Raw genomic sequence first — 21,510 nt, 5'->3', positions numbered from 1 at the left:
CGTGCCCGACCTGCTCCTGCATTATCTTGAACTTCTGGCTGTTCGAGCCTCTGAACAGCTGGTTTGCGTCGGCGACAATGTCGTCGTCGTAGTCGGTGGAGGCATGATGCTGGGCCACTCAACAGGGGCCGATCGTTATCGAGCCGGAATGATTCGGGCGGGACGAGCGGAGGTGGTTCGGTGAGTCGCTGAGGCCCGGAGTTGGCCGCGTGCTTGGCCGAGTTTGTTGGCGTAGCGCGTCATTTTCGGCGGCGAGTCAGCGGTTGCGCTGGCTGGATACTTCCAGTCGGCGTAGTAGAGATGTGTGAGCTGCGCTATCGAGCAGGAACGGGCGTAGAGGGTGCTCGCCGGAAGCCGTCACGGAGATCTTCGATCTCGGCGCGGATGTCGGGTTGTGCGTAAAGCCAGGATCCCCTGGTGATCCCAGGAGAACTTCGGAAAGGGGCGCAGCTGGCCAGACCGCACAGCACCGACCGTGGACATAAGGAAACATGCAGTTCAGGAGGCAATTCTTAGCGCGCCTACGGCCGGTCCCAAGAACCGGCGCATCGCGCCACATCCCGACGTCGGCAAGACCCGTGTGGCCCCGACAACGCCGAGGCCTCACGGTTGAATCTCGAGCTCAGATGCGCTCTGACATCGTGCCGGACGCGTGGTGCGAGGTACTGTCTCGCACAATCCTGGTCCGGAGCCGACATCAGTGTCCCGAATGCTCCGGGGTGCCCGAGTCGACCACCTTGTAGAACTTGCAGTCGCCGTGAGCCCAGTCGAACACCAAACCGGTAGGGTCGGTGAACTCGGCCAGCTCTCGGTCCGCGGTCAGGTACATTTCGATGCCCTCGAACTCGGCATCCACTGTCGTGTAGATCTGGTCGGCCTCGAGTTTCTCGTCGTTCGGAAGCGTGAGAAAGAACTCCTCACCCTCGGCCAGGTCGACGACAAACCGTGCCATAGTGCCGACCTGATGAAGGACCTGGATGCGCGCGTACTCGAAAAAGCTGTGGGCACCGTCGTACACCGATGCATCGATCGGCTCCCCGGATTCGGTGGATTCGACCTCTATGCCTTCGATTTCGCGCCAAGAAGGCACATCCGCGGGGATCCCTTCGATCGTCACGTCCACCGAACCGCGCCACGGGAATCTCAGTGCCAAGGTGAGTACCGGATCAAGGCCGGAAGACGGGTTGCCGAACAGTTGGCCGCGCCAGGACCCCTTGCGGTCCCTGGGCGACCCGGGACATCGGCGACCCCGATAAATCGCCGGTGATCTGTAACTTCCGAGTCGGCGTGCCGAAGCCACGCGCCTCGGTGACCTTGTTTGCACCAGCACTGAGACAATGGTTCTGCCAACCTCGAACAGCAACGTAGCACTCTACTTTCGCCTAGTGGTCGAGCATGAAGTCAGCGCCCTCTAGGTCCACCGCCGTCAATCAGCCGCCATTGGTCGGCAAGATCTCGTCGCCACGCCCAAGCTGGCCAACGCCATATCGGTCGGCGATTACGAACTCGTCGAACACGTGATCCAGGCGGTCGGTCCGGCTCAGCACCGGGGCTTCCGCAATCGCTGGTCCAATGGTCCAACCGTGCTCCGAACAGCCAACATCATGAGACATTGTGCCCCCCATACGTCATGAAACACATGACAGGGCGACCGTTGCAGCGTTTACCTGGCAGACGCATTCTGATTCGAGCCTATGAATCATAAGGAGCGAACATGACTGTGGATCGCCTGTCTCCGAGCAGTTGCCGCCCAGAGGCGAATGCGCCATCGTGGCGGGCCGGCGCCGCATCAATCGCAATGCTGACCTTCGCTGTCGATATGGAGACACCGGTTCTCGCTGCCGGACGCCGTCACGCCGAGAATGCGATGGCCATGTCGCACCAAGCATTCGACGCACGCCGCGGCCTGCCCCGGCTCCTCGGCATCCTCGACGAGTTCGACCTGAAGGCGACGTTCTTCGTGCCCGGCATCTCCGCGGAACGCTGGCCTGATGCGATCAGTGATATTGCCGCGCGTGGTCATGACATCGCACATCACAGCTATACCCATCGCCCGTCGACGGAACTCACACCCGCCGAGGAGCGCTGGGAATTCGAGCGAGGACTCGAGTCGCTCGCGGCTCTCGGGATCACGCCCAACGGTTATCGCTCCCCGATGTGGGCGGCGACGTGGAATACCGCGGAGATTGCGGTCGAGCATGGGATCAGCTATGACACGAGCCTGATGGATGACGACCGTCCCTACATCATCGAAACATCGCGCGGCCCGTTGGTCGAGCTTCCGCCGCACTGGTCGCTCGACGATTGGGAACAGTACGCCTACCTTCCCGACCCTCATCTCGGATATGTCATCGAGCCGCCAGAGAAGGCGCTCGCGCTCTGGACCGCTGAACTCGATGGGCTCCGTGAATTCGGCGGCCTGTTTCAGCTCACCGCACACTCATTTCTGTCCGGTAGAGCCGGGCGTGCACAGAACCTTCGCAAGATGATCGAAGTCATCCTCGACCGCGGCGACGTCAAATTCAGAACAGGCACACAACTTCGCGACGCTGTCCTCGCCGACCCCTCCGTCGAGCGGCGCAAACTCGATCCAGTCATTGTCGACCCGGCTTCTTACCCCAACTGGTGAATGGAAAGAATCGACATGACCACTCTCGTGACAGGCGGACGCGGCTTCGTAGGCCGACACCTCGTCGACCAGCTATTAGCCGATGGTTCCCCGGTCGTCAGCTACAACCGCGACTTCGCCGTCGACAGCCGTGATGGGTTGACCACAATTCAGGGCGAGTTGTTCGACATTCCACGCCTGACCGAAACTCTCCGCAAATACAACGTTGAGCGCATCATCCACACCGCGGGTCAGAGCCACCCCGGAGTATCGATCGAGCTGCCGTGGACCACGTTCGCCGCAAACGCCGAAGGAACCCTGGCAGTCTATGAGTCCGCACGCGCCACCGGTGTCCGCCGTATCGTGAACTTCTCCTCGGAATGCGCTCTCGGCAACCTGGACCTCAACGCTCGTGTGCGAGAGGACGTCAAACCCGAACCGACCACACCCTACGGAGTGACCAAAGTAGCCGGGGAGTTGTTCGGCGCGGTCTACAACTCGTTATACGGGATGGAGATCGCCTCACTGCGTGTCACCGAGGTCTACGGTCCCGGACTGTGGATGCCCAGCCTGCTCGGCGACATGATTCGCGCCGGTATCCGCCGCAGTACCTTCCGCCTCGAAACCGGTGGCGAGCATCCATTTCAGTTCGTCTTCGTTGATGACGTCGCAACCGCAGCCAGGCTCGCCGCCACGACCGCCACATTGGCACAGCCTGTATACAACGTTTCAGGCGGACGACGTATCACCATCGCAGAAACCGTACAGATCCTCGAAAAGCTTTTGCCGGGTAGCAGTTACGAGATCGGCCCCGGCCTACTCCCGCACTGGGACAGCCAAGGCGAATACGACTTGTCCGCGTCATCACGCGACCTCGGCTATACCCCGGCCTGGTCCCTCGAACGGGGACTGCAGGTGCAGATCGACTGGATCCGATCACTGGGCGAGTCGCCATGAGGGATCAACGTGTCCACCCCGTTCGAGTCCACCCCACAGCAACCGTACCGAAGGACCAAGAGCATGCCCGAAATGACTAATCGCGTCGCCGTCGTGACAGGGGCCGCGTCCGGAATCGGGCTGGCCACCGCGCTCGCGCTCGCCCGCGAAGGCGCGGCCGTAGCCCTGCTGTCGCGTCCCGACGACGATCTGGCCGGAGCGCAGGAACTCGTGCAAAGGCACGGCGGCCCAGTGCTGACCGTCGGTGCCGACGTCGGGAACTCCGCAGCCGTACGCGCCGCCTTCGACCGCGTCGAATCCGAGCTCGGGCCCATTGACGCCGTCCACAACAACGCGGGTATTTCGATCGTCTCGCCGCTCACTGAAACAACCGACGAGCTGTTCGACACCCTGGTTCGCACCAACCTCGCCGGATCGTTCTATGTCTTGCGAGAAGCCGCGCGGGTGATGCAGCCGCGGCGCAGCGGCGCGATCGTGAACACGGCCTCGGAACTGGCCATCATGGGCCAAGCCGGATACGTCGCATACACCGCAACCAAGGGTGCCATCCTCGCAATGACGCGCAGTGCCGCGGCGGAGCTCGCGTCGTGGGGCATTCGGGTGAACTCAGTGTGCCCCGGAACAACCAAGACCCCGATGTTCCTAGCCGAGTTCGACGGCGTCGCAGATCCCGAAGCTGAGCTCGCAGACAACGCAGCCAGCGTCGCGATGCACAGGATCGCCGAACCCTCCGAGATCGGCGAGGCCGTGGTGTTCCTGCTGTCGCATCGCGCCAGCTACATCACCGGGACCCATCTGACAGCCGACGGCGGACGCACCACCTGTGTGCCCGCCGGATCCATCGGCGTGTCCGCCCAATAGACCATCCACATCTCATCTCTACGGAGACCACAATGACCAAGCCCAACCCCCAACCGAAATCGCGATTAGAACAACTCGGCTACTCTCAGCAGCTCGAGCGGCGCCTCAGTATTCCCGAGGTCGTCGGGCTTGCCATGGCTGACGTCTCACCCACTATGGCAGTGCTGTTTCTGTCCGCAGGCGTCTTCGTCGTCGGTGGGACATTCTCCATCGGTGCCGGACTGATCTTGTCCGTCGTTGTCGTACTGATCTCGCTGTGCCTGGCCGAGCTTGCTGGGATGTTTCCGATCGCCGGCGGAATGTATTCGCTGGTCCGTCGGGTCCTCCCAGGACCGTTCGCGTGGATCACAACTTTCAACTACCTCATTCAAGGGATCGTGATTCCGGCCAGTGTCGCCTTGGGTATGGTGGCGTTCCTCGAGGACTTGATCCCCGCCCTCGGTCTTCCCGATACCGTCATGGCGATTATCCTGTTGGCACTGGCCACTGGTCTGGCGTTGACCAAAGTCGAGGTCGGCGCCTGGGCGACAGCAGCGATGGTAATCGTCGAATGCGTCGTGCTCGGCATCATCACCGTGGCGGCGTTGCTGCACCCGCAACAGCAGCTGGCAGAGGTCACCTTCCATCCGGTTGTGCTGACCGGAGGCGAGTTGACCGCGGTTGGTTTCGCGGTGATGCTCGCAACATTGGCGCCTGCCTTCAACGTCATCAACGGATACGACGCGGCGCTCGGGTTTTCCGAAGAGCTCAAAGGCGGCGAGAAGAACATCGCCAAGACGGTGATCATCTCGGCGATTCTGGCCTGCATCCTGATCATGGTGCCGCTGATCTCAGCGGTCATCGCAGCGCCCGACCTCAGGGACTTCTTCAGCGCTCCGGCCCCCGTTATCTACTCTGTGCAGGCCTCCCTGGGGGCGAAAGCACGCGTCATCATCGACATCGGTGTCATTATCGCCCTGTTCAATGCGCTCCTTTCCCTGCTCATGTATTTCGGACGCGGCGTCTACACCACCGGGCGTGACGGTGTCTGGCCTGCTTCAATGAACCGAATTCTGGGCCGACTCAATAGATTCCGTGCTCCCGGTGCGGGAATCATGGTCCTGGCGATTCCCGCAGGCGTCCTGGTTTTCACCTCCGCACTGAATTTTCTGATCATCTTCGCCGGAACGGTGATCGCCGCGGTCTACTTCTGTATCGGCCTGGCCGCTTTCTGGAGCCGCCGCAGCATGCCCAACGAGCCGCGCCCCTTCAAAATGCCGCTCTGGCCGCTGCCGCCCCTCGTCGTCATCGGCTTCACCGGAATCGCACTGGCAACCCAGGACACTCAGTACCTCATCGCGGAGGTCGTGCTCGTCGCCATTGCCGTCGCCTGCTGGGCAGGATCGAAGAAATGGTCACCGAGCTCGCGCGGACTGCACGCTGCCGTTCCAGGTGCCACCAACCTCGACCTGACCCCGGATATCCCCTGAACGCGCCATCCCTGGCTGCCAGGTCGACGCGGCGCCTGGCAGCCACAGGTGGATCTACCTATGCGCCGCCCCGTACAGATAGGACAACACAATGCACCGCCGCCCGCTCGCCGCGAATTGTTCAATGCTGTTCACCGAGTTGGCGCTGCTCGACAGGCCCGCTGCTGCCAAGGCAGCGGGATTCGAGGCCATCGAATTCTGGTGGCCGTGGCAGCAGGCCAGCCCCAGTAACCGTGATATAGACGCGTTCGTGACGGCCGTCCGCGACGCAGGCGTCCAGCTCGTCGGACTCAACTTCTTTGCCGGAGAGCTCGCCGGCCCGGATTGCGGGGCACTCTCGGTCCCTGCCCTGTCCACTCGGTTCCGGGAGAACATCGCCGTAACCGTCGGCATCGGCGATCAACTCGGCGTACCCGCGTTCAACGCGCTGTACGGAAATCGTATCGTCGGCGTCGATGCGAAGCAGCAAGACGTTCTCGCCTTCGAGAATCTTTCGCTGGCGGCCAAGGCGGCCGACGACATCGGCGCCACAGTCCTCATCGAGGCGGTCAGCGGTAGGAAACCCTATCCCCTCCGCACCGCGGACGACGCTGTCGCCGTCGTCGACCGTATGCGCGCCGCCGGACATGCCAATACCGCGTTCCTACTGGACATGTTTCACCTGGCCAGCAACGGCGACGACATCGATCGGGCGATCACCGCCCACCACGACAAGATCGGTCACGTCCAGATCGCCGACGCTCCGGGACGCGGCGAGCCCGGCACCGGAAATATCGACTTCGAACGCCACTTCACCGCCTTGGAGCACTACAACTACCGCGGTTACGTCGCGCTGGAGTACAAGCCCTCCACTGCGGACACGGCCAACAGCCTCCAATGGCTCGTCCCCAACATCGTCGGCACCCAAGGTTTTAGTATCCACAGCTTGGTCGGAGACCCACAATGAGCAGAATCGCATTCATCGGACTCGGCGTCATGGGTAACCCCATGGCCGCCCGTCTCGCCAAAGCTGGCCACGAAGTCGCCGGCTACAACAACGTACCCGTCCGGGAGGCCATACTCGAGATGTCGGGTGGCCGTGCCGCGACATCGATCGCTGACGCTGTCGATGGTGCCGAAATCGTCGCGATCATGGTCCCTGACAGTCCCGACGTTCAGCAGGTCCTGACCCGCGACGGCGTCTTCGACCACGCGGCACCAGGCACACTGATCATCGACTTCTCGAGCATTCGGCCAGATGTCACCGTCGATCTCGCCCGACAAGCGAAAGCCCGTGGCTTCCGGCTGCTCGATGCGCCGGTCTCCGGCGGCCAGAAGGGCGCGATCGACGCCACTTTGTCGATCATGGTCGGAGGCGACGACCAAGACTTCGCTGAGGCACTGCCCATCTTCGAAACCGTCGGCAAGACAATCGTTCACGTCGGTGGCAACGGTGCCGGCCAAACCGTCAAAGCGGCAAATCAATTGATCGTCGCCGTGAACATCCAGGCACTGGCCGAGGCGGTCGTGTTCCTTCAGGCCCACCATGTGGATCTCACTGCAGCCCTCGATGTGCTCGCAGGCGGTTTGGCCGGCTCGAAGGTGCTGGACCAGAAGCGCGAGAACATGGTGCGCCACCAGTTCACACCCGGCTTCCGGATCGATCTGCATCACAAAGATATGGGGATAGTTACCTCCGCAGCCCGTGAAGCGGGAGTCGTCGTGCCGGTGGGAGCCTTCGTCGCCCAACTCATGGCCGCCGCGCGCGCCAATGGTGAAGGCAGTCTCGACCATTCGGCCCTCCTCTTGGGCGTCGAGCGGCTGTCCGGGCTCGCGACGTCCTGACCGCTCCCCCCGTAACGCTGACGAAAGAGACAGCCATGTCACGCATGACCGCGGCCCGGGCCGCTGTTGAGATCCTCAAGAAAGAGGGGGCCACTCATCTCTTCGGGCTGCCTGGAGCTGCCATCAACCCGTTCTACGCCGCCATGCGTGCCGAAGGAGTCGACAACGGCACTCCCGGTCTGACCCACGTACTCGCCCGCCACGTGGAGGGTGCGTCCCACATGGCGGAGGGCTACACGCGGTCAGCTCCTGGCAACATCGGTGTCTGCATCGGCACCAGCGGACCAGCCGGCACCGACATGATCACCGGACTCTATTCGGCGAGTGCTGACTCGATCCCCATTCTCTGCATTACCGGACAAGCCCCGGTCAGCAAACTACACAAGGAGGACTTCCAAGCCGTCGATATCGCCTCCGTGGCCCGCACACTTACCAAGATGGCGGTCACGGTGTTGGAACCCGCCCAGGTCCCCGGTACCTTCCAACAGGCATTTCACCTGATGCGCTCTGGCCGTCCGGGCCCAGTTCTCATCGACCTACCGATCGACGTGCAGATGGCCGAGATCGAATTCGACATCGACACCTACGAGCCCTTGCCCGTGTACAAACCTACCGCCACCATGCCTCAGGTCGACAAGGCTATGGCGATGTTGCGCGCGAGCCAACGTCCGCTCATCGTCGCAGGTGGCGGCGTAATCAACGCCGATGCCAGCGGCCTGCTCGTCGAGTTTGCCGAACTCACCGGGATCCCGGTGGTACCGACTTTGATGGGATGGGGCGCAATCCCTGACAACCATCCACTGAACGCTGGAATGGTCGGTCTGCAAACCTCCCACCGGTACGGCAACGCCTCGATGCTGGCCTCGGACTTCGTGCTGGGCATCGGCAACAGATGGGCGAATCGCCACACCGGTGACACCGAAACATACACTGCTGGAAGGACGTTCATTCATGTCGACATAGAGCCGACCCAGATCGGTCGCGTATTTGCCCCGGACTACGGCATCGTGTCGGACGCTAAGGCCGCACTCGAGCTGTTCGTCGCTCTCGCGGGCGAGCAGTCCCGCAACAACACCCTCACCGACTATCGCGAATGGGCGCGTGCGTGTGCCGACCGAAAATCGACAATGCGTCGCCGTTCGGACTTCGACAACATCCCCATCAAACCGCAGCGCGTCTACCAGGAAATGAACGCCGTCTTCGACAGCGACGTCCGCTACGTCTCGACGATCGGGCTTTCTCAGATTCAGGCCGCCCAGTTCCTGCGGGTCCATCGGCCGCGGCACTGGATCAACGCCGGGCAGGCCGGGCCGCTCGGCTGGACGGTGCCTGCCGCGCTAGGCGTGGCGTCGGCCGACCCCTCAGCCACAGTGGTGGCGTTGTCGGGAGATTACGACTTCCAATTCATGATCGAAGAGCTGGCGGTCGGGGCACAGTTCAACATTCCGTATATCCACGTGGTCGTGAACAACGCCTATCTGGGGCTGATCCGGCAAGCTCAACGTGCGTTCGACATGGACTACCACGTACAACTGTCCTTCGACAACATCAATGCCCCCCAGATGAACGGCTACGGCGTCGACCACGTCCGCGTTGCCGAAGGACTGGGCTGCAAAGCCATCCGCGTGTTCGATCCCGCTGGTATCCGCCCAGCACTCGAAGACGCCAAAGCGATGCTTGCCCGATATCGCGTTCCGGTCGTCGTCGAAGTGATCCTCGAACGCGTGACCAACGTAGCTATGGGCACCTCGATCGACAACGTGATCGAATTCGATGAAGTCACCGAGACACACACTGCAACAACAGCTTTGGCCAATATCCCCGAATAGCCCGGAATCTCGAAGGAGTGCGAGCACTGCAGTTGCGAAGGGTGACCACGCTTTCCGGTGCGCAGCGCGCAGTATCCAGACATCAGGTCGCACGGCATGACGACCTTCAGGCACAGCTGTTGACAGAAGAGGAGTTCGACATGTTCAACGATCCCGATCCGACTGTGTTCCAAGAGATGACATGGGAGGAGATCGCCGCGGCTGCCCGCGCCAACACGCCCATCGTGATTCCCCTCGGCGCGACAGAACAGCATGGTTACCACTTGCCGGTCTGCACGGACTGGGTGATACCGGAGCGCATCGTCCGCGAGGCCAGCCGCCGACGCAGCCTTATCGTGGGTCCGTTCCTACCGTTCGGTTACCGCAGCAGGCCGGGAAGTGGTGGCGGACAACACTTCTCAGGGACGGTGTCCCTGCGGGCAACCACGTTCATGAGCATCATCGAGGATGTGCTGAGCGAACTGAAGCGGTGCGGTTTCCGCAACATCGTTTTATATAACTGGCACTTGGAGAACAGCGGTTTCGTCTACGAGCCCGCTTACCTCGCCTCCGAGCGCAACCCCGAACTCAAGATCGTCGTGATCGAGGACGTCAACCCCGAGTTCACCCCGCAGCGACTGAATGCCATTTGGCCCCAGAGCTTTCCCGGCCTGGCGCTCGAGCACGCCGCCGTGATCGAGACATCGCTGTGGATGTACCACGAACCTTCAGCGGTACGCACCGACCGCATCACGTCCGATGCGCCACAACGCGTGGTCAACCATGACGTCGTGCCGATCGATAGACGCATGTCGACGACGAGCGGCTCGCTGTCGTCGCCGGTGCCCGCCAGCGCCGAAAAGGGCCGACTGCTCACCGAGTGGTTGGTCGAGCGGCTGATCGCAATCGTCGACGACGAATTTCCCGACGGCACCCCGATCTGATTGGACTTTCATGCCCTCCTCCCATCTCCGTCACCCCCACCCACTACCGAGCATTGCGCACACGAAACCCCCCGCGGCGAACGACGATCGCCACGCGATGGCTCTCGTGTGCCCGGATAAATTTCGTGGCAGTGCTACCGCGACACAGGTCAGCCGCCGTCTCGCTGACGGACTACGGTCCGGCGGCTATACCGGCGACATTATGTGTATGCCCGTTGCCGATGGCGGAGAGGGAACCATCGACTGCTTCGTGGCCGCCGGATTTGCCACCGCTGAGGCCACCGTGACCGGGCCATTGGGAGCGCAAGTCACCGCGCGAATCGCTACCCGAGACCGCATCGCGGTCATCGAGTCAGCCCAAGCCAGCGGACTCGACCTCGTCACAGCGACACCCGACAACGCCCGACGCGCAACGAGTCGTGGCGTGGGCGAACTGATCAAGTACGCATTGGATCTAGGATTCCGCGACATCACCGTCGGTGTCGGAGGTACAGCCTCAACCGACGGCGGGGTGGGACTGCTCCAAGCCTTGGGCGCACATTTCCTCGACCGGACCGGCCACCCGATACCCGGCGGCGGCGCAGGACTCCTCCAACTTCATCACGTCGATATGACGGGTTTGGATGCAAGGCTGCCCGACGCTCGCATTACGGTGGCCACCGACGTCACGAATCCGCTAACCGGACATGATGGTGCGGCGCGGATATTCGCTCCGCAGAAGGGCGCCGAGAACTCCGACGTCACATTGCTCGACGCAGGGATCGAGCACTTCGCTAGAACAATGGTCCCTCGCGTCCTTACCGCCGCCGCCGAGCGGCCCGGCGCCGGCGCCGGCGGCGGCATCGGGTACGCCCTCATCGGCGCCTGCGGGGCAACGCGCGTGTCAGGCGCCGACGCGATCCTCGACTTGCTCCACCTCGACGAACATATGTCACGTGCGCACCTGGTCATTACCGGCGAAGGCGCGCTCGACGAGAGCAGCCTCGCGGGCAAGGCTCCGACTGCGGTCGCCCATCGCGCAAAGTCCCACGGCACCACGACAGTCGCGGTCGTCGGCCGCTGCAGTTTGGTCGAGAAAGATTGGCGAACAGCGGGTTTCGCTGATGTCTACGAGCTCGCTGCACTGGCCGGATCGCTCGAAGCCAGCATGCGACGGACCTCTGAACTTCTCATCGAAGCAGGTCGGAGTATCGCATTAAATCACCGCTGAAGGGGGAAGCGATGGTTGTCGGACAACGGCACTGCCGCAGGGGCTTCAGCTTCCAGGGACCAATTGTCGGCTGATCGAGAAATTGAACACCGTTGAGCTGATCGCGGATGGTTTCCGATCAAGACATTCGACTCCCACCCCCCGAAGCCGTTGCCGCACAGAAGCACTCGTGAACGCCCACATGATCGACAGTCGACGAGTCGACCGCTGTTCGACCAGCCCGACACCCGTCGAGTCGCGCGGGTGGGAGTTGCGGGCAGACCTCGAGTACCCGTTTAAGGATTCGCCCGGTACCACCCATCATTGCGGCCGCAGGTACAAATCCGGGCGAAACTGGGCCCGTCAGCGACCGGTTCTGCGTGTCCATGCGTATGCGTCCGTCACCGCAGACGCGGAGGGGACTGCGTGCACCCCTACAACAGGTAACCAGCTGCGGGTCTATGGCTACTGTCCGATTAGACCCAGTGCCCTGTGCGCGGCAAACGCGACGGTCAATACTCCGAACTCGGCAGGATCGCTCAGCTCGAGATCTATCAGCTCCTCGATGCGCTGCAACCGGTAATACAGCGATTGTCGTCTGAGATGTAAGAGTCGCGCGGTTACTGCCTTCGATCCTGCTGTCTCGACATACACCCGCAAGGTGGAAAGTAAGCCCTCCCGGTCACGAGAAATCAGCGGCCCCAGCACCTCATCGACCAACCTGCGGAGAGCGTCCGGGTTGCAGTCCTGGACCAAAGTTCGCTCGACTGCAGTCGAGTGGTTGCCGACCACCGGCACAGCAAGCCCCAAGGCTGTCGCAATCGATAGGTTCATGCGCGTGTCGGACATAGCTCGAATCAACTGGTCCATGGTTCGAATAGTGCCGCTGACCGCCGCAGAAGGACGAGAGATTCCGTGGAGCTCCGCTCGAAGCTGCTCACTGATAACCCGCGCGAGGGTTTTTCCGTGCTTGCCTGTCCGACTGGCCACCAGCACACATAGCATGCGGTCGACTATCCCGAAGATTACGTCGCCATAGCGTCGCCCGATGCTGTTCGCGACGTGGTTGGCGTTGTCAATATTCGCGGGATCGAGTACCACACAACAATATTCACGCGCGGACGTCGGTATACCTGCTCCGCGAAGGCCGTCTTCCAACCGAGCACTTGATGGCAAGGTCCCTTTCGCCAATTGCTCGAGAAGTAGCTGCCTCCCGCGGAATGCCGCAGCCACACCTGGCTGCTCCCGGATGAGTCCTAGCTCGAGTACCCGCGGCGCTCGGTCCAACACCGCCTCGACGACGACGCCCGAGACAGCCACCGAACCGACTCGCAAGCGTCCCCAAGCTGTGCCCTCGATCATGATGGGGACTTCGGCACTCGGCTTCTGATGATCCAGCTGGCCGTCACCGGCGTTTGTGGATGCGATCACTTGATCCGACGAGTCGGACAGCATCGCCCAACCCTTTACCGCATCAGCAATGTGCTGCACGAGCTCGCTGACGCGCGCGCCCCGCACCAGTTCTTCGGACAACATCCGTGATATCTCGTCAGAATGCCGAAGCCGGACCACCGAGCGATCGATCACTTCGCTGTTTATCGCTTCGGCCACCTCGGTGAAGCGAAGCACAGGTTGCAGAACGACAAGTGGAAGTCCGCGCTTGCGCGCCTCGTCCACCATCGCTTCAGGAACATCGACGAAAGTCCGCCCCACCTCGAAGAACAAGGCCGCAATCGAGCACTCGGCCAACCGGCGAACATAGGTGCGCTGCGCAGACTCATCCAGGTTGAGCAGGCCGACGCCGTTGGTGAGCAGAACCTCGTCGCCGCGCAGGAGTGGAGCGATGTCGTACAAGTCGGCAGAGTGAATCCATCGCACAATGTGGTCAAGTTGGTCGTGCCCGCTGACAAGGCGAGGCGAAGCATCCTCGAATGCGGGATGCGCAAGAACCTCGCGAAGGACGAGCGACATGGCCACATGGTAATACTGCACACACTAACTTTGGACATTTCGTCCGATTTTTCTCGATCAGTTCGCACCGGGATTTGACCAATCGTCAACATCGCGAGGCTCAAGGGGCAGCGCAGGATCGACCGGACCTTGATAGACCGGTACGAGTCGCCACAGTCGCCACCTTGCAGTTTGGTTGAGATCGACTTGTTGACCTCCGACCTCAACCGCTGATCGTCGCAGCCGCCGACGTCGATGAACACGGCAGAATGCCTCACATAAATCTGCGCCAATCGTGGCACAAGATCAACGCGCCTCACGCCTCGGGTAAATCCCAATCCGATCTTGGTGTGAAGATTCACCCGAATATTGGCGCGAAAATGCACGTCGGTGGCACACCAGGACCTCGCATCGATCGCCCCTTCTGACGATTATTGACACAAGGACTTGGCGAGTGAAAGGTACGCCGATGACAGCCGAAGAAGCCGCGGTGAGGTGGTGAGCGATGTATCTACACAGGGCCACACCAATACCGGGTGGCGAAAACTTGTCGCCCAGAACTATCCCGCTGCCGGAGCCCGCACAGCTGTTCCGGGCGATCGCCGGCCCCGATACCAGCGCCTCACCACTCGCCCGGTGGGCGCGAGAACTGGGTGACCTGTATGCGGAACTGAGACCGTTCCATCGCAACAGACCACTGCACCTACAGGGCGGCGAGTGCGAGCGGATTCATGCAGAGATCGATCGAGTTGCGGGAGAGATCGATACATGGGCAGCGCGCAATATACAGCAGACGAAAGCCGCACGTAAACACACACACTCACTGGGTGAGGTGATCGCACACATCGCCAAATCCTACGCCGAGGCGTGGTGGGCGGTGCTGCATTCGGGGGACGAAGAAATTCGGCACCAGGCCTGGTTCCACATGGGGGAGGCACTCGAGGGATACGCGGGAATGGTGAACGAAATACGCGCACGACATCTTCAACTCCCGTTGGGTTCGAGCGGATTTTGGAGAAGCAGAATCCGACACAATGCGCAACGAACCGACCCACATACCTGAACACCACATGTTTTCGAGGCCTAAGAACGGTAGCCAGTTACAAGGAGATAGAAATGAACCGCAAAGCCGCACACCGACTACGTCAGGATTTCAACCACTGGACCGAACTCGTGGACCGCGCTGCACACGCAGAGAACGAGGTAGAAAGGGAGCAGCCCGCGTTGCGCGCGGCAGAGCTCGAACAGAAGTGGATCTCTACCTACCTCGAAGACTGGAACACGATGCGCGACATATATCTGGCGAGCTAGCGCCGACGAACCAACGAAGCCGTCCCGGTTCCATCAGCACATTTACCGGAATAGGCGGCAGAAATTACATCTGTTACCCAGTTCGACCGTCCCGAGGTGCGGATGCTCGACATCCTCGCAGCCCGGCAACGATGCCGATGCGGTTCACAATGGCGTGAACCTCGCTACGGCGGAATAGCGGCCCTCCAAGCCCTCGATCTTGCACGAGAGATCGCCATCGCGCGCAGCGGCCATCCGTCGATGCTCGATCCATCAAGTTTGATTGGCTTGGCGACTCGATGCCACTTGCCATCGATCGTCGGGCAACATGTGATATCGGATGCGAGTTGAGGTGGATGCCAGCTGAGGATGCGATAGCACCCCGACCTGGACAATCCGAACAACACAGATCCACAGGACATTGGACTCGGTCAACCCGATTCAAGACTGGGCCACCGTCGACTGGCACGGTCGAATGAACGCGCATCGGAGTAGCCCAGGCGGCGTGCGATATCGCTCTTAGTGGCCATCGGCTCGTCCATAGTCTGTAGGTAGGCTCTCCGCGCGCGGTCGAGCTCGCCCTTCCACGACGTCCCCTCCTCGGCCAGTCTCCGCTGCAGGCTGCGGCGACTTGTGACCAAGCGCCGAGCCAGATCGTCTACTATCACCGGGCCCTCCCCTATCATCCCGAGAAGCTCGGCATGGAGGCGATCACGCCACGTGACGACGCGGGGAAGCCACCTCTTGTCCGCGTTTTGCAGCAGGACCGCCGCCAACATCGGGTCCGCCGTACGCGACGGCAAGCCGAGATCAGCGGCGCGGAAGGTAACCCGGTTGGTCGCAGCACCGAACTCGAGTTGATCGGTCCCGAACAACTCACCGAATCGAGATTTCCTGTGCGGGGGATCCTGACGGAAACGAACCCTCAGAGCATTGACCTCCCGCCCGGTGACATGACGAATCTTTGTCATGTTTCCGCCGATCGCCGCCTGCAGGGCAAGATCGCGGGCTCGACCCTCACCGTGGATCAAAGAGATGTCTATGCTCACCTCTTCCTCAGGGCCATCCACAACAGTAACCACGTGGTTGGTGGTAAAAGCGTTGGTGAATTGCTCGGTGAGTGCGAACCCTTGGGCAGGAGTGGGTGCCGTCAGGAACAGGTAGTCGATCATTCCGAACTGACCCGGAATATAGGAATCGGCCGCGTCCAGCGCAATATCCGCATTCTCTGTCGCATGCTCGAGCAGTTCCCACAGCCGCAGGTACCGGTCGGCCGGTATCGCTGAATTGATGGAGCCGAGCATCCACCCCGGCAGCTCGGCTTGCTCGGCCAAAGAACGCCTGCGGGACTCGTCCAACAGGACGGTTCCGAGCGCGAACCTCGACATGAGGACGCTATCAAACGTCTCCACAACCGGATTGTGGTTCGAACTACTGCTCAGCGCAAGCCCCGGGTCGAAAACCGACAATCACAACACGTCAACCCGTCGTTGTGATCTTGCTGGGGTGACGAGCTACACCGAACACCACAGCCGGATGCGCGTGGTCGCCATGTCGGAGCAGCTCACCGGTGCGGGAACGATCACCGCGCACAGCTGTCTCGAGTACCGCCTGATCGTCACGGAAGTCGCGGAGGGGCCCGCACGCAGCAGGCGTTCCACGGTGCAGGGGGCGCCGTCACGACACAGCGCCGGCCACACCTTGCGGGCCGGGTAGACCGAAAGAATTGACAGCGCGCTCGCAAAGTCGAGCAACGGGCCGATCACCACACTGCAACCGCGGCGGCAGCCGCGACGAACACGATTTGCTCGATTGTGCGCGGCACAAGCGGTGTCACGGGCTTGCCGCCGAGTTGTAGGTTGCGGCGGGCCGCCGACACGTTCGCCGGGAACATCGCCAGCACCAGCAAGGCCAGGCAAGCAGCGGCCAGCCGCGCCGTCATCGGCAACAGCAGGCCCACAGCACCGGCTAACTCCAGTACGCCGGTCACGATCACCAACAATTCGGGGTTCGGCATGGCGGGCGGCACCATCTCGACCATGTCACGATGCATCTTTGCAGAGAAGTGCGCGCTACCGGTCAGCGCGAACATCAGCGCAAGGCCAATGCGCAGGGCGGGCTGCCAGCCGTCGAGCATGTGTACACCGGCCAGGCCGACCAGACGGGCGACGGCGGTGCCGATGAGCAGCGCGACAAAGGGGACCACGGCAAACCCTCCTCTCCAACTTGTCATTGACAAGGTAGATCTTGTCAATGACAAGGTAGGTGCCGAACAGAATTTAGTCAATGTCAAGTTAGAGTAGAGGTATGAACAGCCGCAAGACGTATCACCACGGGGATCTTCGGGCTGTGTGCCTGGATGCAGCGGTCGAGGCGCTGGCCGAGGGCGGTCCGGCGGCCCTGAGCCTGCGCGAGCTGGCTCGGCGGGCCGGTGTCTCCCACGCCGCACCCGCACATCATTTCGGCGACAAGACCGGCCTGCTTACCGCAGTGGCGGCACAGGGATACGAACTCTTGGCGAACGAACTGGACACAGCATGGAAGCAGGCCGACACCCTGATCGAAGCTGGAGTCGCCTATGTCCGGTTCGCGGTACAACATCCAGCGCACTTCGAGGTCATGTTCCGCCCTACTCTCTACCGCAGCAACGACCCTCAGCTGGCCGCTGCCCGCACACGTGCCGGTGAGTTGCTGGAGCGTGCGTTGTCAACCGAGCCCGGAGCCGTCGGCGATAAGGCCGGTGTCGCGGCGTGGTCGATCGTGCACGGCTTCGCGGCGCTCTGGCTGGGGGGCACCCTCTCTCCAGAGCTGGGCGAGGATCCCGAAGACGCCGCCCGCTCCGTCATTCACCTACTCTTCGAAGGGTAACCGGTGATGTTCGCGCCCGCGTTGCCGGACATGACCACCGGCAGGCCTTTGACTATCTCGAGGAGACGTTCATGATGTCTCCCGACCTCATCACCGGCCGACAGCCATGCTCCACATAGGCGGGTGCGGGATCCGCCCCTCTACTCGGCAGACCGAATCACCATCCGATGAACCACGATCGCTCACACAAAGATTCGTGCACGCCGCGAAAACGGCCTTGTCGGTCAGCACCACGAATGCCCTGCCTGCGTGTCATAAATCGATCTCCACGTCGGTCAGGGGGTAGGCGACACAGGAGTGGGTGTATCCGGACTTTTCGTCGGATAGCCGGAGTTTGGCTTCTTCGGCATGGTGGACGTCGCCCTTGATGATGCGCACCCGGCAGAGACTGCATTCGCCGGATCGACAGCCGACTTCGGGACGGATGCCGTTGTCTTCCAAGGCGTCCAGCAGCGGCCGCTTGCGGGGCGTACGGAAGCTGGTGGCACCGGCCGTGACGGTTATCTGTTCGTTGGGGTCTACGCCTGACGGCCAGTGCGGCTGCGCGACGGGGTTTGCCGGTGCGCCGTTGGCCTCGAAGCGAATTCGCCGCCTGGGTTGGCCGAGCACAGTGAGTTGGGAAAGTGCGTACGGGTAGAGCGCTTGCGGGCCACAGACGTAGGTCATGCGTGAGTTCAGCGATCCGGCAAGAGCTGTGATCGTCTCGGCGGTCAGCATGCCTGTCGGGCCGGACCATCCCTTCGTGGGCCAGCCGATAACGTGATCGACGCGAATACCTGGATGCTCGGTGGAGAGACTATCGAGTTCGTCGCGGAAGACAATGTCGTCATCGGACCGCGATCCATAGATGAGGTGGAAGCGGCGACCCGAGCGGCGATCCGCGATTTCGCGGATCATGCTCATTGCCGGGGTGACGCCGGAGCCGCCGGCCAGGAACAACACCTCGTCGCCGTGGAAGAGTGGATTGTGGTGAAAGGTGCCCATCGGCCCTGTGGTGGTGAGGATTTCACCAACGCGTACGGTGTCGATGAGTAAATTGCTGATCCGTCCATTCGGCACCCTGCGAACGGTGAGGTCATAGTGGTCGAGCCGGGCCGGGCTGGAGGATAGAGCGAACGGCCTGCTGGTGTCGTCGATAAATACGTTGACGTATTGACCGGCCAGAAAGGGCGGCAATGACGTGCCGTCCGGGTTGGCTAGCCGGAACGTCTTGCTGGTGGCGGTCTCGTCGATGATTTCGGTGACCGCCAGATGCAGGCGCTTGGGATGGTAGGTATCGACGACTTTCCGTGTGTCGGCTGCGTGCTGACGATCGTCCGGAACCCGCGCGTCGATCTCTGCGAGAATTGTCGCGGCACCGTCGAAGCGGTCGGCAAGTGGGTGTTTCATGCTGTTTCCTTTCAGGCGGCTCTGGTGCGTAGCAGGCGGCGGGCGATCCGGGCTCCTGCTTCCAGGGTGGGTTGGAATCCGCCGATGCCTGCCCACGATCCGGCCAGATGCAAGCCGGGTATATGGGTTTGGCGTTCACTGTTGCGGAACAGCCAACCCTCGGTGGCGTCCTGGTCGTAGCCGTAGATGGCGCCACCGGGGTGACCGAGGTAACGCATGATCGTCAAAGGCGTTGCCACATCGACTTCTTCGATGACGTCGCGGAGACCCGGCGCGATGTGCTCGACCATGTCGATGAGTGTCTGCGCGTAGGCGAACTTGGTAGCCGCATAGTCCGAGGGCAACACCTTGTCCCATACATCGGCGTACTGCAGCGTCATCAGGCTGATGTGGCTGGCGCCCGACGGTGCGAAGCCGATCGGGGCGACGTCATAGGCCGATACACAGATGCCACGGGCTGGTTCGAACGAGTGCCAGGACGCGAAAGTGCGCTCGTCGTCCGAGTCCAGATTGACAAAACTCGTACTAGTGGTGAACCCGAGCTCGGACGGGCTGGCATCGAGCCCCATGTGCAGTACGAATCCGGAGACGCCGATCTTGCGGCTGCCCAGATCGCTGCGCACAGCCGACGGTACGTCGATGTTGTCGAGCATGGCGTAGGTCACCGGGAGCGAGGCGTTGGACACCACATCGGTAGCGGTGACGACTTGGTTGTCGTCGAGCCGGACTCCGAAGACGCGGCCTCGATCCGTGAGGATGGCTCGCACCTCGGTGTTGAAGCGGACCTCGCCGCCGGCCTGAAGGAACGAATCGAGGATCGCACTCGACATCGCTTGCGAGCCGCCGCGCACGTGCCATGGCTTGAACTCGAAGTATGCGAACAGGGTCAGCGCGAGATCTTGAAACGGCAGTTTCGACGGCGGCTGACCGAGATAGGTCCAGTAGATACTGAGTGCGAACTTGATCCGGTCGTCGTCGAAGTGCTCGTCGAGCACGTCTTTCGTCGGCCGCAGGCCCTGCCGGAACAGCACCGGGTCGATCTGCTCGGCCGGCAAGCCACGCATTGCGGCGATCTGCCAGAAGGCGACGGTTTTAACCAGATCGAAGAATGTGCGCGCACGAGGGCCGTTGCCCGGGAACGCCTCTTCGATCGCGCTGACAGCGCCATCCCAGTCCGCGGGCAGTACCACATCGACTTGTCCGGGGATCACCGCCCGGTACAGATCGTGCTCCTGGACGAATTCCAACTTGTCGGCGATTCCCAATTGCTGGAACAGCCCTTCCCGGAGCGAGGCCGGCTGTCCGTCAACGCCGACACCGGACAACTGGTGCAGCGCCACCTCGAATTCGAAGCGGCCACGGCGAAACGACGTACCGCAGCCGCCTGCCACGTTGTGCTGCTCCACGAGCAGGGTGTGCGCTCCGGCTCGTTGTAGGGTTGCCGCAGCGGTGAGGCCGGCGTTGCCCGCCCCGATGACGATGGCGTCGTAATCGCTCATGCGCCGGCTCCTTCGTGTTGCGTGCGCTCGATGTAGGCCAATGCTTCGCCTTGAATAAGTTCGAACTCGGCATTCATCGCTTCGGCCAATGCGGTCGCTGCGCTGAGCGGCCGCACCATCACCATGAAATCGTCGATCCTGCCTTCGCCGTCGAAGTGAAGGAAGTCGCAGCCGGTGATTTGCTTGCCGGACACCTTCGCCTTGAACACGAACGCGTGGTTGCGGCCGTCAGCGATCTCGCGGATGTAATGGAAGTCCTCGAAGACCCGCGCCACGCCACGCAGAATGGCGCGAGTGATCGCTTTGCCCGGGTAGGGCTTGAAAGCGACGGGGCTGGTGAACACCACGTTGTCGGCCAGCAACGCCTCGACCGCCGCTTCGTCCCCTGCCTCGACCGCCTTGCGGAACGGATGCATCAATTCCTCCAATAGTCAACTTCTTTAGTAGGTGTTTCACACGGTACTCGCAGAGGCGGATTGTTGTCCATGGGTGATTATTGAATTTTTTTAATAATTGTCAGTGTGGACACACTGGTCGGCGCACCAGTGCCGCAGGCCCCTCCCGGGTCGCAGTGGTTGAGGGAGGCATGGTTCGTGCATCAGGATCGTTGGCGCAACAACGGCAGTTCTCGCTCGCCAACGCAAGACGAAAGCCCCGTACCCTCACCCCGATCCCTCGAGGCCCGCTGGCCGCGACGAACTCCTGACCAAGTGCTGGCGATGGAGCAACACGCTGCCCGACACTTCTCTCGAGCGAGAGAACAAACCGCTGCACGCAGCGGGCGCGAGCGGTCGTTGATCGGCTACCCGCCCTGACCCGATGACCAGCGTTGCCGCACAATCCAACCCGTGGCC

19 protein-coding genes are annotated in these 21,510 nt (G+C 61.9%); 12 read left to right on the top strand and 7 right to left on the bottom strand.

The features are described from left to right. Nucleotides 1-697: 697 nt before the first annotated feature. Nucleotides 698-1,117 (bottom strand): hypothetical protein, encoded by a 420-nt coding sequence (locus ACLMAL_RS12255; RefSeq protein ID WP_411999174.1) that lies wholly within the window; start codon nucleotides 1,115-1,117, stop codon nucleotides 698-700. A gap of 597 nt (nucleotides 1,118-1,714) precedes the next feature. On the opposite strand from ACLMAL_RS12255, the gene ACLMAL_RS12250 reads away from it, so the two are divergent. The 9 genes from ACLMAL_RS12250 to ACLMAL_RS12210 all read left to right on the top strand — a co-directional run bounded on the left by ACLMAL_RS12250 (nucleotide 1,715) and on the right by ACLMAL_RS12210 (nucleotide 11,681). Then, nucleotides 1,715-2,629, top strand: coding sequence for a polysaccharide deacetylase family protein (locus ACLMAL_RS12250; protein WP_411999173.1), 915 nt, complete (start codon nucleotides 1,715-1,717; stop codon nucleotides 2,627-2,629). 15 nt (nucleotides 2,630-2,644) lie between these two features. Further along, entirely contained in the window at nucleotides 2,645-3,565 is a 921-nt protein-coding gene (locus ACLMAL_RS12245; RefSeq protein ID WP_411999172.1) for an NAD-dependent epimerase/dehydratase family protein, read from the top strand. 63 nt (nucleotides 3,566-3,628) lie between these two features. Further along, nucleotides 3,629-4,426: an SDR family NAD(P)-dependent oxidoreductase gene (locus ACLMAL_RS12240; protein ID WP_411999171.1), complete on the top strand. Its 798-nt coding sequence runs from the start codon at nucleotides 3,629-3,631 to the stop codon at nucleotides 4,424-4,426. 32 nt (nucleotides 4,427-4,458) lie between these two features. Beyond that, entirely contained in the window at nucleotides 4,459-5,895 is a 1,437-nt protein-coding gene (locus ACLMAL_RS12235; protein WP_411999170.1) for an APC family permease, read from the top strand. A 91-nt stretch (nucleotides 5,896-5,986) separates the two neighbouring features. Next, nucleotides 5,987-6,841, top strand: a complete 855-nt coding sequence (locus ACLMAL_RS12230; RefSeq protein WP_411999169.1) for a hydroxypyruvate isomerase family protein — start codon at nucleotides 5,987-5,989, stop codon at nucleotides 6,839-6,841. Next, nucleotides 6,838-7,719 carry a 2-hydroxy-3-oxopropionate reductase gene (locus tag ACLMAL_RS12225; protein ID WP_411999168.1) on the top strand — a complete coding sequence of 294 codons (882 nt, stop codon included), beginning with the start codon at nucleotides 6,838-6,840 and terminating at the stop codon, nucleotides 7,717-7,719. Before ACLMAL_RS12230 ends, ACLMAL_RS12225 begins: the two co-directional genes overlap by 4 nt. Before the next feature lie 35 nt (nucleotides 7,720-7,754). Next, nucleotides 7,755-9,548 carry a glyoxylate carboligase gene (gene gcl / locus ACLMAL_RS12220; RefSeq protein WP_411999167.1) on the top strand — a complete coding sequence of 598 codons (1,794 nt, stop codon included), beginning with the start codon at nucleotides 7,755-7,757 and terminating at the stop codon, nucleotides 9,546-9,548. 140 nt (nucleotides 9,549-9,688) lie between these two features. Next, nucleotides 9,689-10,471 (top strand): creatininase, encoded by a 783-nt coding sequence (locus tag ACLMAL_RS12215; protein WP_411999166.1) that lies wholly within the window; start codon nucleotides 9,689-9,691, stop codon nucleotides 10,469-10,471. Between the two features lie 10 nt (nucleotides 10,472-10,481). Further along, the gene (locus tag ACLMAL_RS12210) at nucleotides 10,482-11,681 is read left to right on the top strand and encodes a glycerate kinase (RefSeq protein ID WP_411999165.1); all 1,200 of its coding nucleotides are present in this window, start codon (nucleotides 10,482-10,484) and stop codon (nucleotides 11,679-11,681) included. A gap of 444 nt (nucleotides 11,682-12,125) precedes the next feature. On the opposite strand, the gene ACLMAL_RS12205 is transcribed toward ACLMAL_RS12210, so the two are convergent. Beyond that, nucleotides 12,126-13,631 carry a PucR family transcriptional regulator gene (locus tag ACLMAL_RS12205; RefSeq protein ID WP_411999164.1) on the bottom strand — a complete coding sequence of 502 codons (1,506 nt, stop codon included), beginning with the start codon at nucleotides 13,629-13,631 and terminating at the stop codon, nucleotides 12,126-12,128. Between the two features lie 1,095 nt (nucleotides 13,632-14,726). Between ACLMAL_RS12205 and ACLMAL_RS12200 the strand changes: the two genes are divergently transcribed. After that, nucleotides 14,727-14,921, top strand: coding sequence for a hypothetical protein (locus ACLMAL_RS12200; RefSeq protein ID WP_411999163.1), 195 nt, complete (start codon nucleotides 14,727-14,729; stop codon nucleotides 14,919-14,921). A gap of 410 nt (nucleotides 14,922-15,331) precedes the next feature. On the opposite strand, the gene ACLMAL_RS12195 is transcribed toward ACLMAL_RS12200, so the two are convergent. Continuing rightward, entirely contained in the window at nucleotides 15,332-16,312 is a 981-nt protein-coding gene (locus tag ACLMAL_RS12195; RefSeq protein ID WP_411999162.1) for an AraC family transcriptional regulator ligand-binding domain-containing protein, read from the bottom strand. Nucleotides 16,313-16,406: 94 nt separating this feature from the next. Between ACLMAL_RS12195 and ACLMAL_RS12190 the strand changes: the two genes are divergently transcribed. Then, nucleotides 16,407-16,616: a hypothetical protein gene (locus tag ACLMAL_RS12190; RefSeq protein WP_411999161.1), complete on the top strand. Its 210-nt coding sequence runs from the start codon at nucleotides 16,407-16,409 to the stop codon at nucleotides 16,614-16,616. Nucleotides 16,617-16,662: 46 nt separating this feature from the next. On the opposite strand, the gene ACLMAL_RS12185 is transcribed toward ACLMAL_RS12190, so the two are convergent. Continuing rightward, nucleotides 16,663-17,106 carry a DoxX family membrane protein gene (locus ACLMAL_RS12185; protein WP_411999246.1) on the bottom strand — a complete coding sequence of 148 codons (444 nt, stop codon included), beginning with the start codon at nucleotides 17,104-17,106 and terminating at the stop codon, nucleotides 16,663-16,665. A 101-nt stretch (nucleotides 17,107-17,207) separates the two neighbouring features. On the opposite strand from ACLMAL_RS12185, the gene ACLMAL_RS12180 reads away from it, so the two are divergent. Next, the gene (locus ACLMAL_RS12180; protein ID WP_411999160.1) at nucleotides 17,208-17,768 is read left to right on the top strand and encodes a TetR/AcrR family transcriptional regulator; all 561 of its coding nucleotides are present in this window, start codon (nucleotides 17,208-17,210) and stop codon (nucleotides 17,766-17,768) included. 252 nt (nucleotides 17,769-18,020) lie between these two features. On the opposite strand, the gene ACLMAL_RS12175 is transcribed toward ACLMAL_RS12180, so the two are convergent. The 3 genes from ACLMAL_RS12175 to ACLMAL_RS12165 are packed head-to-tail and all read right to left on the bottom strand — an operon-like array spanning nucleotide 18,021 to nucleotide 21,072. Then, nucleotides 18,021-19,157 (bottom strand): 2Fe-2S iron-sulfur cluster-binding protein, encoded by a 1,137-nt coding sequence (locus ACLMAL_RS12175; RefSeq protein WP_411999159.1) that lies wholly within the window; start codon nucleotides 19,155-19,157, stop codon nucleotides 18,021-18,023. Between the two features lie 11 nt (nucleotides 19,158-19,168). After that, entirely contained in the window at nucleotides 19,169-20,656 is a 1,488-nt protein-coding gene (locus ACLMAL_RS12170) for a phytoene desaturase family protein (protein WP_411999158.1), read from the bottom strand. Further along, complete coding sequence (locus tag ACLMAL_RS12165) at nucleotides 20,653-21,072, bottom strand: nuclear transport factor 2 family protein (protein WP_411999245.1); 420 nt, start codon at nucleotides 21,070-21,072, stop codon at nucleotides 20,653-20,655. The genes ACLMAL_RS12170 and ACLMAL_RS12165 overlap by 4 nt, the downstream gene beginning before the upstream one ends. Nucleotides 21,073-21,510 lie beyond the last annotated feature (438 nt).

The organism is Nocardia sp. CWNU-33 (assembly GCF_046764895.1).
Classification (GTDB): domain Bacteria; phylum Actinomycetota; class Actinomycetes; order Mycobacteriales; family Mycobacteriaceae; genus Nocardia.
This window is presented reverse-complemented; position numbering and strand designations above follow the sequence as displayed.

Excerpts from the sequence above, each read along its gene's own strand:
- ACLMAL_RS12245 (WP_411999172.1), top strand. The coding sequence starts at position 2,645 with ATGACCACTCTCGTGACAGGCGGACGCGGCTTCGTAGGCCGACACCTC.
- ACLMAL_RS12250 (WP_411999173.1), top strand. The coding sequence starts at position 1,715 with ATGACTGTGGATCGCCTGTCTCCGAGCAGTTGCCGCCCAGAGGCGAAT.
- gcl (WP_411999167.1), top strand. The coding sequence starts at position 7,755 with ATGTCACGCATGACCGCGGCCCGGGCCGCTGTTGAGATCCTCAAGAAA.
- ACLMAL_RS12205 (WP_411999164.1), bottom strand. The coding sequence starts at position 13,631 with ATGTCGCTCGTCCTTCGCGAGGTTCTTGCGCATCCCGCATTCGAGGAT.
- ACLMAL_RS12165 (WP_411999245.1), bottom strand. The coding sequence starts at position 21,072 with ATGCATCCGTTCCGCAAGGCGGTCGAGGCAGGGGACGAAGCGGCGGTC.
- ACLMAL_RS12175 (WP_411999159.1), bottom strand. The coding sequence starts at position 19,157 with ATGAAACACCCACTTGCCGACCGCTTCGACGGTGCCGCGACAATTCTC.
- ACLMAL_RS12240 (WP_411999171.1), top strand. The coding sequence starts at position 3,629 with ATGCCCGAAATGACTAATCGCGTCGCCGTCGTGACAGGGGCCGCGTCC.
- ACLMAL_RS12210 (WP_411999165.1), top strand. The coding sequence starts at position 10,482 with ATGCCCTCCTCCCATCTCCGTCACCCCCACCCACTACCGAGCATTGCG.
- ACLMAL_RS12230 (WP_411999169.1), top strand. The coding sequence starts at position 5,987 with ATGCACCGCCGCCCGCTCGCCGCGAATTGTTCAATGCTGTTCACCGAG.
- ACLMAL_RS12225 (WP_411999168.1), top strand. The coding sequence starts at position 6,838 with ATGAGCAGAATCGCATTCATCGGACTCGGCGTCATGGGTAACCCCATG.
- ACLMAL_RS12235 (WP_411999170.1), top strand. The coding sequence starts at position 4,459 with ATGACCAAGCCCAACCCCCAACCGAAATCGCGATTAGAACAACTCGGC.
- ACLMAL_RS12170 (WP_411999158.1), bottom strand. The coding sequence starts at position 20,656 with ATGAGCGATTACGACGCCATCGTCATCGGGGCGGGCAACGCCGGCCTC.
- ACLMAL_RS12215 (WP_411999166.1), top strand. The coding sequence starts at position 9,689 with ATGTTCAACGATCCCGATCCGACTGTGTTCCAAGAGATGACATGGGAG.
- ACLMAL_RS12200 (WP_411999163.1), top strand. The coding sequence starts at position 14,727 with ATGAACCGCAAAGCCGCACACCGACTACGTCAGGATTTCAACCACTGG.
- ACLMAL_RS12180 (WP_411999160.1), top strand. The coding sequence starts at position 17,208 with ATGAACAGCCGCAAGACGTATCACCACGGGGATCTTCGGGCTGTGTGC.